This is a genomic window from Mycolicibacterium flavescens (assembly GCF_001722335.1).
In the GTDB taxonomy this organism is placed as follows: domain Bacteria; phylum Actinomycetota; class Actinomycetes; order Mycobacteriales; family Mycobacteriaceae; genus Mycobacterium; species Mycobacterium flavescens.
This window is the reverse complement of sequence record NZ_MIHA01000009.1, coordinates 98303-113057: the sequence shown is the minus strand read 5'-3', so window position 1 is coordinate 113057 and position 14755 is coordinate 98303. Positions and strand designations below refer to the sequence as shown.

The 14755-nt window shown below is 67.7% G+C and carries 14 protein-coding genes; 6 read left to right on the top strand and 8 right to left on the bottom strand.

Annotated elements, in window-relative coordinates; translation table 11 throughout:
- Positions 1-44 precede the first annotated feature (44 nt).
- Entirely contained in the window at positions 45-446 is a 402-nt protein-coding gene (gene lpqS / locus BHQ18_RS30990) for a putative copper homeostasis (lipo)protein LpqS (protein WP_459167236.1), read from the bottom strand.
- Positions 447-730: 284 nt separating this feature from the next.
- Between lpqS and BHQ18_RS14100 the strand changes: the two genes are divergently transcribed.
- Positions 731-1468, top strand: coding sequence for a DUF305 domain-containing protein (locus BHQ18_RS14100; RefSeq protein ID WP_234794182.1), 738 nt, complete (start codon positions 731-733; stop codon positions 1466-1468).
- 41 nt (positions 1469-1509) lie between these two features.
- On the opposite strand, the gene BHQ18_RS14095 is transcribed toward BHQ18_RS14100, so the two are convergent.
- Positions 1510-2658, bottom strand: a complete 1149-nt coding sequence (locus BHQ18_RS14095) for a sensor histidine kinase (RefSeq protein WP_069414239.1) — start codon at positions 2656-2658, stop codon at positions 1510-1512.
- Complete coding sequence (locus BHQ18_RS14090; RefSeq protein WP_069414363.1) at positions 2655-3413, bottom strand: response regulator; 759 nt, start codon at positions 3411-3413, stop codon at positions 2655-2657. The genes BHQ18_RS14095 and BHQ18_RS14090 overlap by 4 nt, the downstream gene beginning before the upstream one ends.
- A gap of 251 nt (positions 3414-3664) precedes the next feature.
- Here BHQ18_RS14090 and BHQ18_RS14085 point away from each other — a divergent pair, with 251 nt between their 5' ends.
- Positions 3665-4987 (top strand): MFS transporter, encoded by a 1323-nt coding sequence (locus BHQ18_RS14085; protein ID WP_069414238.1) that lies wholly within the window; start codon positions 3665-3667, stop codon positions 4985-4987.
- On the opposite strand, the gene BHQ18_RS14080 is transcribed toward BHQ18_RS14085, so the two are convergent.
- A complete protein-coding gene (locus BHQ18_RS14080; protein WP_069414237.1) occupies positions 4984-5604 on the bottom strand; it encodes a TenA family protein in 621 nt (206 codons plus the stop codon). The two genes, BHQ18_RS14085 and BHQ18_RS14080, sit on opposite strands and share 4 nt — an antisense overlap.
- Before the next feature lie 64 nt (positions 5605-5668).
- Between BHQ18_RS14080 and BHQ18_RS14075 the strand changes: the two genes are divergently transcribed.
- Together BHQ18_RS14075 and surE are read left to right on the top strand one after the other, a co-directional pair.
- Complete coding sequence (locus tag BHQ18_RS14075; RefSeq protein WP_069414236.1) at positions 5669-6643, top strand: 1-phosphofructokinase family hexose kinase; 975 nt, start codon at positions 5669-5671, stop codon at positions 6641-6643.
- A 28-nt stretch (positions 6644-6671) separates the two neighbouring features.
- On the top strand, positions 6672-7442 hold the full coding sequence (surE, locus tag BHQ18_RS14070; RefSeq protein WP_069414235.1) for a 5'/3'-nucleotidase SurE: 771 nt from the start codon (positions 6672-6674) through the stop codon (positions 7440-7442).
- 196 nt (positions 7443-7638) lie between these two features.
- On the opposite strand, the gene BHQ18_RS14065 is transcribed toward surE, so the two are convergent.
- Together BHQ18_RS14065 and BHQ18_RS14060 are read right to left on the bottom strand one after the other, a co-directional pair.
- Positions 7639-9402 carry an HNH endonuclease signature motif containing protein gene (locus BHQ18_RS14065; protein WP_084294058.1) on the bottom strand — a complete coding sequence of 588 codons (1764 nt, stop codon included), beginning with the start codon at positions 9400-9402 and terminating at the stop codon, positions 7639-7641.
- 152 nt (positions 9403-9554) lie between these two features.
- A complete protein-coding gene (locus BHQ18_RS14060) occupies positions 9555-10220 on the bottom strand; it encodes a FadR/GntR family transcriptional regulator (protein WP_069414234.1) in 666 nt (221 codons plus the stop codon).
- A 47-nt stretch (positions 10221-10267) separates the two neighbouring features.
- Between BHQ18_RS14060 and BHQ18_RS14055 the strand changes: the two genes are divergently transcribed.
- Complete coding sequence (locus tag BHQ18_RS14055) at positions 10268-11476, top strand: CynX/NimT family MFS transporter (protein ID WP_234794173.1); 1209 nt, start codon at positions 10268-10270, stop codon at positions 11474-11476.
- 50 nt (positions 11477-11526) lie between these two features.
- On the top strand, positions 11527-12555 hold the full coding sequence (locus BHQ18_RS14050) for a nitronate monooxygenase (RefSeq protein ID WP_069414232.1): 1029 nt from the start codon (positions 11527-11529) through the stop codon (positions 12553-12555).
- Here BHQ18_RS14050 and BHQ18_RS14045 read toward each other — a convergent pair whose 3' ends face one another.
- Together BHQ18_RS14045 and BHQ18_RS14040 are read right to left on the bottom strand one after the other, a co-directional pair.
- Entirely contained in the window at positions 12556-12981 is a 426-nt protein-coding gene (locus BHQ18_RS14045; protein ID WP_069414231.1) for a hypothetical protein, read from the bottom strand.
- Positions 12982-13019: 38 nt separating this feature from the next.
- Positions 13020-14597, bottom strand: a complete 1578-nt coding sequence (locus BHQ18_RS14040) for an FMN-binding glutamate synthase family protein (RefSeq protein WP_069414230.1) — start codon at positions 14595-14597, stop codon at positions 13020-13022.
- Between the last annotated feature and the right edge of the window lie 158 nt (positions 14598-14755).

Genomic DNA, 14755 nt, shown 5'->3' with positions numbered 1-14755 from the left:
CACCGACCGAACCGCAACAAGCGGCATGGTCTGGCGCCACCGGATCAGCGTCGAGCGATGCAGAGCCGAGTGAGAATCACCCGACCTGAGAGAACAGTCGACTGTGCTCGAGGCGGCCCACGGATCGCGGCCAATGCAGGTTGCCGCCACCACACAGCTACCACCGCGAGGGCGGCGGTCAACCCCAGGGCGATGAGCGAGGTGGACGCCCGCGGGAGAACGGCCTCAGCGAACGCGTCGGGAGGCAGCGGAGTCGGCGCATCACCGATGTGTGGATGGTCGATGACAACGGGATGTTCCCCTACGGAAGCGGACGCAACCGCATGCGGTCCGTGCGGCGGGGCGACGTCGTCGACCGGCAGCGTCCACTGGGTGGCGACGGCGACGACCCAAAACGCCAGGGCCAGCGCGATTACCGCACGGACCCGTGTCGCAGGGACGGCCACCGTGTACCTCACAATGCGGCCGACTGTAGCAGCGCCGCATCGGCTGGTTCGGCGGCGCGAGGACTTGACGCCATCTCGTTACCGCCTCGCGACAGCGGCGTCGAGGGCTGTCTAGCGTGGGCTATCGCCGGTCACGGCGCTGCTTCGTCAGTCCGAACGCTTTGCGCTTCTTCATCGAATCTTCACAGAACGACTACTGCAGCCCGAATCGTTCGGAGGAGGCTTGGTTGTGAATCGAAGTGCGATGACGACGAAAGGATCGTTTGGTGACAAGAAGCAGGTATGTGGTGGCCGCTGCGGCGGTCCTGGCCGCGACATCGCTCACCGCTGCTTGCAGCAACTCTGCGAGTAACGAGTCGCCGTCGGCATCGCCCACGAACGCCCAAACCTCGATTGCGGCCCCGACCGCGGCGCACAATCAAGCCGACGTGATGTTCGCCCATCACATGATCCCGCACCACCAGCAGGCGATCGAGATGAGCGACATGATCCTTGCCAAGCAGGGCATCGATCCTCGAGTGGTCGATCTAGCGAAGCAGATCAAGGATGCGCAGGGACCAGAGATCAAACAGATGCAGGGTTGGCTCGACCAGTGGGGTATGCCCGAGATGAGCGGCATGCCGGGCGCGAGCGGGATGCCAGGTCAGAGCCACACACCGGGGAATATGCCACCCGGCCACGGGGGTATGCACGGCCCTGATACAAGCGGATCACCTATGCCGGGCGGATCAATGATGCCCAGCGGATCGATGATGCCGGGGATGGGAGGCATGTCCGGCATGGAAGGGATGGAAGGGATGCTGTCGCCGGCCGAAATGCAAGCCTTGCAGAATTCTCAGGGCGTTGAGGCCAGCAAGCTGTTCCTTTCCCAGATGATCGAGCACCATCAGGGTGCGATCACCATGGCGCAGAACGAGATCGACGACGGCCAGTTCCCCGATGCCGTCGCGCTGGCCAAGTCGATCGTGAGCAGCCAACAGAAGGAGATCGACACGATGAACGAGATACTCAAGTCGCTGTAGCCGCTGGGACGGCCCACACATGATGATGTCGTGAGTTCCCGTTACGAGACAGGAAGATCCCGCTGGTCGAAATTGCGCGCAGCGGTTGGTGGCTCGATCGGCAACGTGACGGTGAAGGTGGTTCCCTTCCCCGGCCCCTGACTGGTCGCGTCGATTTGGCCGCCATGGGCTTCCGTCAGCGCTTTCGCGATCGCGAGTCCGATCCCTGCGCCGCCCCGGTCACGATGTCGGGCGACGTCTGCGCGGTAGAAGCGTTCGAAGAGATGTGGGAGGTGTTCGGCGGTGACACCCACGCCGTCGTCGGTGACGGTGAAGACGGCGTCGCTGCCGTGACGTGCGACCGCCAGGGTGACGTGGCCGCCGGCGGCGGTGTGACGAAGGGCGTTGTCGAGTAGGTTCCCCAGTACCTGCCCCAAGCGCTGCCTGTCACCCCACAATCGGGGGGCCTCATCGACATGGGAAGTCAATGCCACGTTTTCGGCGGCGAAGCGATGTGCGACGGCGGCGATTGCCGCCTCGACCAACTGCCCGGAGTCGACCCATTCCGATGTGATGGCCGTGTGCGCCTCTTCGGCTTGCGCGAGGGCGGCGGCGTCAGCCGAGAAACGCACGAGGCGACCGGTTTGCTCACGCAGCGTCGCGACGGTACGCGCGTCGAGAGTCTTCACGCCATCCTCGACGGCTTCCAGATAGGCGTCGAGCACGGCGACCGGGGTACGGATTTCGTGGGCAAGGTCGCCGAACAAACGACGGCGGGTCGATTCCACCGCCCGCAGTCGATGCGCCATCTGGTTGAAAGCGGCTGCTAACCCATCGAATTCAGATCCGAGTTGAGGCGGCGTCACTTGGACGTCGTAGCGGCCCTCGGCGACGGTGATCGCCGCCGCGGATATTTCAGCGAGCGAGTGCTGTACGCGCCGGCTCAGATAGACGGTGACCACGAACGCCGTCAAGGCAGCCACCGCGATCGCGACAGCGATCGAGATGGCGGTGGCGTGCCAGTACGCCTGTTCGGCGTGGAACTGTTCACTGGAGTCATCTGGCACGCCGGCTTGATGGAGGTGGTCGCGGAACAACGGCGGACCTACCAACGAGGCTACCGCCCAAGTGGTTACGCCGACCGTAAGCAACACCAACGCCTGTCCCAGCAGCAGCCGGCGGAGCATGCCGGAGCGTGCCGGCGCCCTCATCGCCCCGTCCCCATCCGGTAACCCACCCCACGCACGGTGAACACGAATCTCGGCTCGGCGGGGTCGTCACCGAGCTTGCGCCGAACATGCCCGACGTGGACATCGACGAGGTGGCTGTTCCCCACCCATGGTTCTCCCCAGACCGCGTCGATGAGCTGCCGACGGCTCCACACCACACCAGGACGGGACGACAGTGCAGCGAGAATGTCGAACTCGGTGCGAGTCAGTGTGATTGGCTTGGTGTCGAGATACACCTGTCTGCCGGCCACGTCGATTGACAATGGACCGAACACGCGCGGCTTCGGCACGTCGGCGGCACTCGGATTGGATGTCGGAACCTGCGTGCCGACGGTACGCGGGCGACGGAGCATGGCCCGGATCCGGGCGACCAACTCCCGCGGACTGAACGGCTTGGTCACATAATCATCTGCGCCGACCGACAGGCCGACGATCGTGTCGACCTCGGTGTCGCGGGCCGTCAGCATCACCACATAGGCATCGGAAAACGTCCGCAACTGACGGCAAACCTCTAACCCGTCAATGCCCGGCAATCCCAGATCCAAGACGACCACATCCGGGTCGACCTCACGTGCCACGTCGAGCGCTTCAACCCCAGTGTGGCGGACCGTAACCTCGAAATGCTCCCGAGCGAGATAACTCGCCACCACTTCGGCCAAAGATTCCTCATCATCGACCACGAGGGCGCGGTAGCCAAAATCCGCAGTGCCGGCCGACGATTGCGAGGCACTGTCCATCACCCCATCGTGCCGCCCAACCGCGGGCTTCCCGGCCGTTCAGGAAATCTTCACACAATCATCATCAAACTGTTCCCGCACGCACGTCTGATGGCACCGGCAAGGAACACGCGGGTGGTCCTCGGCGGAGAGACCTGATGAGAACGGCCGCGTTACCCTGACGGTCACCCGATACACGCTTTCGTCACCGTTGCCCACACGTCTAGCCTTCGTGCGATCGCGCTGGATTCTTGCGCTGGAGAAGGGCCGCAATGAGCACTTACCTGCCGGAGCCCGGCCTCGAGAGCCGGACGCTGACCAAGGTCACCCGCAGGCTGATCCCGTTCCTGATCCTGCTCTACTTCGTCAACTATCTGGACCGGGTGAACATCGCGTTCGCCGGTCCCAACGGGATGAACGACGACTTCGGGATGAGCGCCCAACTGTTCGGCTTCGCCTCGGGCATCTTCTTCCTCGGTTACCTGCTGCTGGAGGTGCCCAGCAACATCGCGCTGCACCGGTTCGGCGGGCGGCGTTGGCTGGCGCGGATCATGCTGAGCTGGGGGATCATCAGCGCCGCAATCGCGTTCGTCCCCAACGCCGAGACGCTGATCGTGCTGCGCTTCCTCCTCGGCGTCGCCGAGGCGGGGTTCTTCCCCGGCATCATCCTCTATCTGACGTTCTGGTTCCCGGAGAAGCAGCGCTCGCGAGCGGTATCGCTGTTCATGATGGCGGTGCCGGTGTCCACCGCGGTCGGCGCGACGATGTCGTCGCTGATCATCGAGTGGGGTCACGGGGTGTTCGGCCTGGCTGGTTGGCGGTTCATGTTCCTGGTCGAAGGGCTGCCAGCGGTTGTGCTCGGGGTGGTCTGCTGGTTCTATCTCACCGACCGCCCGCACTTGGCGAAGTGGTTGCACAACGACGAAAAAACCTGGCTGCAAACGACGTTGGACGATGAGCGGGCCGAAGCCGAGCGCGCCGGGCACTGGCCACTGAAGCGCGCGCTGACCCATCCGCGGATCCTGGCGCTGGCGTTCATCTACTTCGGGATCACCTACGGTCTCTACGCCGTGGGGTTCTTTCTGCCCACCATCGTCGCGGGCTTTCAGCAGGAGTACGGGGTGCATCTCGACGTCATCGAGCGAGGGTTGGTCACCGCGGTCCCCTACGTGGTGGCGGCGATCGTGATGGTCCCATGGGCGCGGCACTCGGACCGCACCGGTGAACGGGTCTGGCACGTGGCGATTCCCGCGATCGTCGGCGGCATCGCGATCCCGGCGGCGCTCTACATGACCAATGTCTACCTGGCGATGCTGGCGGTCACGGTCTGCACCTGCGCGGTGATGTGCGCGCTGCCGGTGTTCTGGTCGCTGCCATCGGCTTTCCTCACCGGGGCGGCCGCGGCCGGTGGGATCGCGCTGATCAACTCGCTGGGCAACCTGAGCGGGTTCGGCGGGCCGTACATCACGGGTTGGCTCACCGATCTGACCGGGAGCAGCCGGGTCGCGATGTGGGTCGTGGGAACGCTGTCGCTGGCGGCGGCTGTGCTGGTGGTGCTGTTGGGCCGCGGCCGGCAGCGGACCGCTCGGACCTAGTCTCCCGCTTTGAAGGCCGCGTCGAAGAAGGCCAGCTCCAGGCGCATCGCGCGGCGGTAGGCCGTCCGCACGGCGGGGGTGTCGTCGCCGAGCCGGTCGAGCAGCCTCTCGAGGACCGAGGCCACCTCGTCGAAGCCGGGGTCGGCGTAGGTCTGCACCCACTGGGCATACGGACCGGCGGCATCGGCGTCCAGGCAGGTCCCGACGTGGGCGTAGAGCCGCATGCACGGGGTCATCGCCGCGCACACCACCGCGAGGTCGGCGGTGGCTGCGGTGGCCAGCAGGAACTCGGTGTAGGCCAGCGTGGCCGTGGCGGGCACGACGCCGGCCATGTCGATCCCCCACGATGCGGCGTAGGACGCGTGCAGCCTCAGTTCCTCACGCACGCCGTTGAGCAGCTCGGCGAACGACAGCAGGCTGTCGGTGTCCGCGCTGCGGGCGATCGCCAAACCATATGCACGGGCGAAGGATTCGAGGAAGAACGCGTCCTGGGCGATGTAGCCGGCGAACAGGTCCCGGTCCAGGGAACCGTCGCCGATCCCCTGCACGAACGGATTGGCCAGCACCTCGGCCACCACATCGGCGTTGTCCGTCCACAACTGAGCAGCCAGCGTCATGCCCGCACTCTAGCCGGGTCAATTGTGCGGGTGGAGACGCGTCGAGGTGGGTACCCGGTGCCCCATGGCAGACAGCAAGGCCCGCGGTAAGGACGGCGACGGATCCGATGACCGTTGCGCGGTTGTCATCTTCGCGCCGCTACCGGTTCTCACTGTGACCGTAGAACAGCGTTCGGGCGCGGCGGACATCCACGTCCACGCCGGAGGGCAAGGGGTCTGGCAGTCGCGGATGATGTCGTCGCTCGGCGTGCCGGTCGTGCTGTGCTCGGCGCTGGGTGGGGAGACCGGCGACGTCCTCGGGCACCTGCTGCCCGTCAATGACGTCACGGTGCGGACCGTTGCCGTCAGCGCCCGCAACGGCTCGTACGTGCACGACCGTCGCTCCGGTGAGCGGGAGGTCATCGCGGAGTCCGCCGGCAGCCCGTTGGACCGCCACGAACTCGACTCGCTCTACGAGCTCACGCTGACCGAGGGGCTGACCCACGGCCGGGTGCTGCTGTCCGGGCCGCAGGAGGACGACGTGGTGCCCGCCGACCTCTACCGTCGGCTGTCCACCGACCTCGGCGCCAACGGCTGCAAGGTAGCCGCCGACCTGGCGGGCGAGCGGCTCGAGGCGGTGCTCGCAGGGAAGCCTGATCTGATCAAGGTCAGCCACGAGGAGCTGCTCGACGACGGTCGGGCCAAGTCGGAGGAAGCCAAGGATCTGGTCGCGGCGATGCGGTCCATGCGCGATGAGGGGGCGAACACGGTCGTGGTGTCGCGCGCCGGGTCGGCGCCGGCCCTGGCGCTGCTGGCCGACAGCGACGACGTCGTCGAGATCTGTATGCCGACCCTGGAGCCCGCCGACTCGGCGGGCGCCGGTGACTCGATGACCGCGGGGATGGTCGGCGCGCTGGCGAGCGGTCGCCCGCTGCGGGAGGCGCTGCGGATCGGCGCGGCGTGTGGGGCGCTCAATGTCGTGCGGCACGGGCTGGGTACCGGCGGCGCACGCGCGGTCGAGACGCTCGCCGAACGGGTGGAGCTGTGCGATTGGAAGTAGCGGTCATGGGGATTCGGGAGGGTGACGGGTGCCGCTCGCACTGGTGACAAATGACGACGGTATCGACTCCGCCGGTCTGCACACGCTGGTGCGGGCTGCGCTGGATGCGGGGGTGGACGTGATCGTCGCCGCCCCGGCCGAACAGGCCAGCGGCGCAAGTGCGGCGCTGACCGCAGTACGCCAGGACGGCCGCACGGTCGTCGAGCAACGGGATCTGCCCGGTCTCGATGTCCCGGCGTGGGCGGTTCAGGCGCAGCCCGGGCACATCGTGGCCGCCGCGCTCAACGGATGGTTCGACCCGCGTCCCGACCTCGTGCTGTCGGGAATCAATCACGGCGCCAACGTCGGTCGGGCCATCCTGCACTCCGGCACGGTGGGTGCGGCATTGACTGCCAAGATCAGCGACACCCGCGCGTTGGCGGTGTCGCTTGATGTCGACTTGCACCCCAGCGGCGATCGGCACTGGGAGACGGCCGCCGGACTCGTCGCGCCCGTGCTGGAACTGCTGCTGGAATCACCGGACGGCACTGTGCTGTCGCTCAACGTGCCGGATCTGCCTGCGGCGCAGGTGGGTCCAATTCGTCACGCGAGGTTGGCGCGGGGCGGGGCCGTGCAGACGCGGGTCGAAGAGGTCCGCGACGGCGGGGTGCGCCTGAGCGAGGTCGAGGTGCCCGATGCACCCGAGCACGACACCGACAGCGCGCTGCTTGACGCCGGGCATCCGACGCTGACCGAATTGCGGTCGGTCGATGCGCACGACAGCGAGCTAGTGCAGAAGTGGCTGGCCGGTCGCGGCTGAGGGTGTCGGATTCGGATTCCCCTTAGCTCGGGACATTCACTCCCGCGAACTCGCGCAAGTATCAAGTTCGGTAGCTCGCGGCGGCATTCGTTCTCCACGTCGCCGTCCGGCTCTGCGCGGCCCGGAAACCATACGGGCACATGCCTCTAGCCCGGATGACCCTTTCTCTGGTCACCGGGTTGGAGGTCTGGGCCCGTCAGGCCACTTGGCCGCCCGGGGGTGAGGGTCCGCCGGGATGGTCGCCGGGGGCAGTCGGTGGGGCGTCGGCACCGGCCTCGCGGTCGTGGTCGTCGACGGGGTTGACCGGTTCTGCGGTCCCCACTGGTTCGTTGGCGGGGTCGGCCGGCGGTGGGCTCAGATCGGGCTCGCGGTCGTCTTGGTCGACGGGGTCGCCCGGTTGGTCGGCCGCGCCCGCCTCATCGGCAAGGCCGGTCGGCGCCGGGCGCACCTCGGCATACCGGTCATCCCCGTCGACGGGATCTGCCCGGTCCGCGTCGGCGGCGCCTGCTGGGGGTGTGGTGGTGTCGGTGTGGAGGTGGCGGTTGCGTTTGGCCGCTTCGGCGGCTGGGTCGAAGGGTTCCTCGTCGTCGTCGGGGCGTAGGAGTAGTTCGGGGCGGTGGTGGTAGTTCAGGCGGGCCTGTCCGGTGTCCAGTGGTGGCGGGGGTAGCCATTCCACGTCATGGCGCTCACTCATCCGGGTGGTCCAGCCGCCGTCGTTGTTGACGCTGCGGTTATCGGGCCCACAGGCCAGGCCGAGCTCATCGACATTGGTCTGACCCCCGTCGGTCCAGTCGTCGATGACGTGATGGGCTTGGCACCCGTAAGCGCCGACGGTGCAGCCGGGTTTGGTGCAGCCCCCGTCGCGGGCGATCAGCATGATCCGCTGCGCGCGGCTGGCGACGCGTTTGGCGCGGTACAGGTTCAACGCTGATCCGGTGGCCCGGTCGAAGACTGCCAGATAGTGACGGGCGTGAGCGGCCATGCGCACCACATCATCGATCGGCACCACGGTGCCTCCGCCGGTGGTGCCGATCCCGGCACGGGATTCTAGATCCTGCAGCGTGGTGCGGATGATCACCGAGACCGGCAACCCGTTGAGCTGGCCCAGATCCCCACTCATCAACGCGATCCGCCCGACCACCAGCATCGCGTCATGCTGGCGCTGGGACAGGCTGCGGTGATCGTTGTCGATCTGCGCCTGCGAGGGCGTGCCCGACACACACGGCTCCTCATCGGCGGGGTTGCACATACCGGGAGCGGCGAACTTGGCGAACAACACCTCCCAAACCGCCCACGCCTCCGGGGTCATCGTGGCGCGCAGCTCGACCATCCCGTCTTCGCCTTGTTTGGATTTGGTCACGCTGCGCTTGCGGGCGCGTTCGGCCTCATCCGGGACCGGGCCGTCCTGATCCATCAAAAACAACCGCAACGTCGCGGTGTCTTGCACCGCGCTGGGCCCGGCAGTGGCCGCACAACGCACCAGATCCAGTTCCAAGCTCTCGCGGGTCGCGGTGTCGACAAACCCGGGCACCTTGTTCATCGCCTTGCGGATGACCTGCACATGCTCGGCGGTGATCAACCCATGAGCTTGGGCGGCGGCGGTGGCCGGCAGACGCGGCGGCAACACCTCTCCGGTGAATGCTTGGCGCGGGGCCAACAGCTCAGCCTCGGCCAGGCGCCGGTTGGCCTCACTGGTCGAGATCCGCCACCGCACCGACAGCACCTGCCGCCAGTTGGTGGCGCCCATCTGCGCCGGGGTGGTCTCGGTCTGCAGGCGCGCCAACGCGCGGTGCTCGACCGCGGGCAGGCGGCACTTCACCGTTTCCAGCTCATCGAGAACGGCGATCAGTTCCGGGGCCGTCGACAAGTCGAAATCGCAGCCCGCCAACCGATCCACCGCGGCGCGCAACCCGGCCATCGCGTCCTGCGACTCCGTCCCCGACATACTTCGAACATACATTCGACCCCCGACAAGCAGGGGCCAAAATCTCGAGGCTGTGGATCAACTCCCACTTGGGGATAAACCCCGCTCAGAGCGGCCAACGGTTGGCGACGAATTGCGCAACCAATGCGCGCATCTTTACGTGAGGCAACAGGCACCCCGAGGCGAAATCAGCAGGGCACGTCGACGAGTACCGCGTCGATGATCGCGGCCGCCGTGCGCGCGGCCTGCTCGATGTCGCCGGCGGCGATGTGGTCCACCAGCGCGCCGTGATCGACAACGTGAACCGTCGCCTCATGGCCGGTGGCCACGCTGGCCACGATGGCCTCCATCAGCCCTCGGTACAGCTCGGTGAGCGTGGCGTTGTGCGAACTGCGGACCACCGCGAGATGGAATTCGGCGTCCGCACGGGCGAATTCGTCGGTGTCACCCTCGGCCAGGCAGGTATCGCGACGGGCCAGCAGCGTCCGAAGTTCGGCGAGGTCGTCGTCGGTGCGGCGAGCGGCGGCACCACGGGCGCCCTCGACTTCAAGGGCACGCCGGACCTGCAGGACATCGCGCCACTCGGCGCCACACAGTCGGCGTAGCGCACCGGACACCTCACTGGTGGCGCGGACGTAGGTGCCGTCGCCCTGCCGCACCTCGAGGATTCCGGCGTGCGCCAGCGCGCGGACCGCCTCGCGCACCGTGTTCCGGCCGACGCCGAGCGAAGTCACGAGCACCGTCTCATTGGGGATGCGCTGCCCGACCGCCCACTCCCCGGAGGTGACCGACGCCCGGAGCTGGTCGATGACCTGCTCGACGAGGCCCGACCGGCGCGCGGTGACCAAGGGCACTAAAAGATCCTTTCAACCAATCATGGGATGTATGGCAGATTAGCAGGGTGCAGCTCGACCAACAGGACGAACACGAGGTGGCACCGGCGTTGAGCCGCGTCGCCGGCGGTGGTTTGCTCGCGATGGCCGTCGTCCTGACCGCACTGAACCTGCGCCCCGCCGTCACCAGCGTGGCTCCCCTGCTCGGGGAGATGCGAGCCGACCTCGGGGTGTCGGCGACGTGGGCGGGCCTGCTGACCACCGTTCCGACACTGTGCTTTGCCGCCGCGGGACTCGCCGCGCCGCGGCTGGCGGCCCGGATCGGCCTGGGCCGCACCATCTCGGTCGCCCTGGCGGTGATCACCGTCGGACTGCTCGGACGCATCATCGACGGCCCGCATGTGGTGATCGCCGCGACGCTGGTGGCGTGTGCGGGCATCGCGTTGGCCAACGTGCTGATCCCCGTCGTGATCAAGGACTCGTTCCCCACGCGGGTCGGCCTGATGACCGGGATCTACACCGCCGCGCTGCAGAGCGGCGGCGCGTTGGGGTCGGCGGTGACTCCGGGTCTCGAGGACCCGCTCGGCGGATGGCGGGCGGCGCTGGCCGCGTGGGCGGCGGTGTCGTTGATCGCGCTGATCGCGTGGCTGCCCGCATCACGACGACACGGGCGCACCTGGGCGGCCAACACCACCCCGATGTCGGGTCGACGTTCGCTGCTGCGCAACCGACTGGCGTGGACGGTCACGCTGTTCTTCGGCTGCCAGTCGATGATGGCCTACATCGTGATGGGTTGGCTGCCGGAGGTTTTCATCGACAGCGGCATCGACAAGACCCATGCCGGGCTGCTGGTCGGGCTGACGTCGCTGATCGGGGTGCCGATCGCGCTGGTGATCGCACCGCTGGCGGCGCGCAGTCGCAGCCAGAGTGGCTGGATCGTCGGGTTGGGCGTCGTCGGTCTGGCGGGCACCGTCGGTCTGATGATCGCGCCCGCCGCGCAACCGGTGCTGTGGAGTTTGTTGATCGGGATCGGCATGGGGGTGTTCGCGCTCGCACTCGCGGTGATCGCGCTGCGCGCCCGCAACGCCGAGGACACCGCTCAACTGTCCGGAATGGCACAGGGTTTCGGCTACCTGATCGCCGGACTCGGCCCGTTCCTGTTCGGTCTGCTGCACGACGTCACGCACGGCTGGACGGTGCCGTGGGTGATGTTCGCGGGGGTCTACGTGTTGCAGATTCTGCTGGGCGCCCGGGCCGGTCGCGCCCGCTACGTCTGAGCGCTCCGTAACGTGGTCGGCGCAGGCCACCGAGGTCCGGAGGAGAACCGATGAGCAGTCCCCTGGCGAACCTGAACGTGACGCTTCCGGTGCTCGCCGCTCCGATGGCCGGTGGGCCCACCACGACGGACATGGTCATCGCCGCGGCGGGCGCCGGAAGCCTCGGGTTCCTGGCGGCCGGATACAAGAACCCGGACGCGGTGCGGGCTGAGATCGCGGTGCTGCGGGAGGCGTCAGTTCCGTTCGGTGTCAACGTGTTTGCGCCGAATCCGGTTCCGATCGACCGTGACACCTATCGGCGTTACGCGGAGGCGGTTCAGCGGGAGGCGGACCGATTCGGTCTGAGCCTGCCGACCGATCCGAGGGACGACGACGACGCGTTCCGCGCGAAGGTCGACCTCCTGCTGTCCGACCCGGTACCGGTGGTGAGCTTCACGTTCGGCCTACCCGACGACGACGTGCTCCGCGGTCTGCAGAAGGCGGGTACCACTGTCGTGCAGACGGTCACCACGGTCGAGGAGGCGCATACGGCCGCAGCGGCGGGCGTCGACATGCTCGCGGTGCAGGCCGCGGTCGCCGGCGGACATTCGGGAACGTTCACGCCCGACCGGATGCCGACTCCGGTGCCGCTCGTCGACCTCGTCGCAGCGGTCACCGACGCGGTCGGGGTGCCGGTGATCGCGGCCGGTGGGCTGGCAGCCACCGACGACGTCGCCGACGTCCTTGAGGCCGGTGCGGCCGCGGTCGCGGTGGGCACCGCACTGTTGCGCGCCGAGGAGAGCGGCGCATCGGCCACCCACCGCGCGGCGTTGACCGATGCGGCGTTCACCGAGACCGTCATCACCCGCGCGTTCACCGGGCGCCCGGCGCGCGGGCTGCGCAACCGGTTCATCGACGAGTTCGAGGCGCGCGCACCGCTCGGCTATCCCGCGATCCATCATCTGACGAGTCCGCTGCGCAAGGCCGCGGCCGCGGCGGGCAAGTCTGATCTCGTCCACCTGTGGGCAGGCACGGGATATCGCCTGGCCCAGGAGAAGCCGACCGCGGAGATCCTGTCCGAGCTCGCCGCGCGAACGTGATCAGACGGTCAGCCGCATCTCGTCACCGGGATGCGAGCTGAGCGTGATGACGACCGTGCCGGGACCGGGGGCGAACGTGGCGTTGGCGTAGCCGATGAAGCCGTAGTGTCCGTCGATCGTCGATACCGCGGTGATGTCCTCGTGACCGGACCCGCCGGTGTCGAGGTTGGTCCAGTCGGCGGTCACCGTCAGCGAACAGCTGCCGTCGTAGACGCCCGCGTCGTAGCTGATCGCCACACGCACCCCGTCGCTGACGCGGTAGTCCTTCTGCACCGGAACCACCTGCGCGTCGGTGCTGACCTGGCCTGCACACGTCGGCGACGCGACCACGGGGACCGCGGGAAGTCGTGCGGCGCTCTGCGCGTGGGCGGGGGCCGCCCAAACAAGGGATGCGGCAAGCGCGACGACGGCGCACAACGGTCTCATGCCAGAGGTATCGGTGTTCGGGGACGCGGTGTTAACGCTCAGCCGACCGCCTCGCGCGAACGCGGCGCCGAGACGCCCTGCGGCTGTTGTTTTGTCATGAGCGAGATGATCGCGAGCTGATCGCTCGGGGACGGCAGTCCCATACCGGGGACGTAGCCGTACACCTCGTGCAACGGCGCGGAACCGGTCCGTCCGTCGAGGATGTCGATCGAGTCCGTGCCGATCAGCCCGGGGTGTTCGACGCCGCACGCCTCGGCGACTTTGACCAAGTCGCGGCGCAGGGTGTTGATGTAGTTGGCGACCCGCTCCGCCTTGAGTTCGGGCACCAGTCCGCGGGCCAGCCAGGCGTTCTGGGTGGCGACGCCGGTGGGGCAGGTGTCGGTGTGGCACTTCTGCGCCTGGATGCAGCCGACGGCCAGCATCGTCTCGCGCGCCACGTTGACCATGTCGCAGCCGAGCGCGAACGCCACGACCGCGTTGTCGGGGAGGCCGAGTTTGCCGCCGCCGATGAAGGTGACGTCCTCGTGCAGGCCGCGTTCGGCGAAGATCCGGTACACCTGCGCGAAGCCGAGCTGAAAGGGCAGCGACACGGTGTCGGTGAAGATCAGCGGCGCGGCTCCGGTCCCGCCTTCGCCGCCGTCGATCGTGACGAAGTCGACGCCGCGGCCGGTCGTCTGCATGAGGTGGGTGAGCTCGTACCAGAATTCGAGATCGCCGACGGCGGCCTTGATGCCGACCGGCAGCCCGGTCTCGGCGGCGAGCATCTCCACCCAGTCCAGCAGGCTGTCGGCGTCGGAGAACTCGGCGTGCCGCGAGGGGCTGACACAGTCGCGTCCTTCGGGGACGCCGCGTGCGGCGGCGATCTCCGCCGAGACCTTCGGCGCGGGCAGCAGCCCGCCCAGGCTAGGTTTGGCGCCCTGGCTGAGTTTGATCTCCAACGCCCGAACGGGCGCGCCGGCGACCACGTTCTTGAGCTTGTCGAGGCTGAACCGGCCCTGCTCGTCGCGGCAGCCGAAGTAGGCGGTGCCGATCTGGAAGATCAGTTCGCCGCCGTGCCGGTGGTAGCGCGAGATGCCGCCCTCTCCGGTGTTGTGCAGGCAGTCGGCCATCGCCGAGCCTCGGTTGAGCGCTTCGACCGCGTTGCCCGACAGCGACCCGAAGCTCATCGCCGAGATGTTGACGATCGAACTGGGCCGGAATGCCTTGGCTCGGCCGCGCGCGGCCCCGAGCACCTTGGCGCTCGGCACGGGGCCGTCGTGCGGAACACCCGGCGCCGACTGCGGGGCGGCCCGGCCGAAGGTGCGGTGCTTGATCACCGGGTAGCCGGTGGTGTGCTCGATGTCGTTGTCGGTGCCGAACCCGAAGTAGTTGTTCTCGTTCTTCGCCGACGCGTACACCCACCGGCGCTGGTCGCGGGTGAACGGCCGCTCCTCGTCGTTGGCCGCCACCACGTACTGGCGAAGTTCGGGCCCGATCGCCTCGATGAGGTACCGGGCATGGCCGACCAGCGGATAGTTGCGCAGCAGCGCGTGCTTTCGCTGGAAGAGGTCACGGGCAGCCACGGCTGCCACGGTCGAGGCGGCCGCGGCCGCGAGCTTGCGAACCGTCTTGCTCATGTTGTGAGCGTTGCCCCCGCGGCCGAACCCGAAACGGAATGACCGGCGCCGGTCCGGCGTCGCGTCGACGCCGCACCGCCCGCGCTCGATTGTGGCGCTGCAACCTTGACGGCGTCACCGGAGGTTGCGAGTATTGTGATCTGCGTCATATAGCGGCG

Coding starts and splice junctions, on each gene's coding strand:
- BHQ18_RS14095 (WP_069414239.1), bottom strand. CDS start 2,658: ATGAGGGCGCCGGCACGCTCCGGCATGCTCCGCCGGCTGCTGCTGGGA.
- BHQ18_RS14090 (WP_069414363.1), bottom strand. CDS start 3,413: ATGGACAGTGCCTCGCAATCGTCGGCCGGCACTGCGGATTTTGGCTAC.
- BHQ18_RS14085 (WP_069414238.1), top strand. CDS start 3,665: ATGAGCACTTACCTGCCGGAGCCCGGCCTCGAGAGCCGGACGCTGACC.
- BHQ18_RS14080 (WP_069414237.1), bottom strand. CDS start 5,604: ATGACGCTGGCTGCTCAGTTGTGGACGGACAACGCCGATGTGGTGGCC.
- BHQ18_RS14075 (WP_069414236.1), top strand. CDS start 5,669: ATGGCAGACAGCAAGGCCCGCGGTAAGGACGGCGACGGATCCGATGAC.
- BHQ18_RS14065 (WP_084294058.1), bottom strand. CDS start 9,402: ATGTATGTTCGAAGTATGTCGGGGACGGAGTCGCAGGACGCGATGGCC.
- BHQ18_RS14050 (WP_069414232.1), top strand. CDS start 11,527: ATGAGCAGTCCCCTGGCGAACCTGAACGTGACGCTTCCGGTGCTCGCC.
- BHQ18_RS14045 (WP_069414231.1), bottom strand. CDS start 12,981: ATGAGACCGTTGTGCGCCGTCGTCGCGCTTGCCGCATCCCTTGTTTGG.
- BHQ18_RS14040 (WP_069414230.1), bottom strand. CDS start 14,597: ATGAGCAAGACGGTTCGCAAGCTCGCGGCCGCGGCCGCCTCGACCGTG.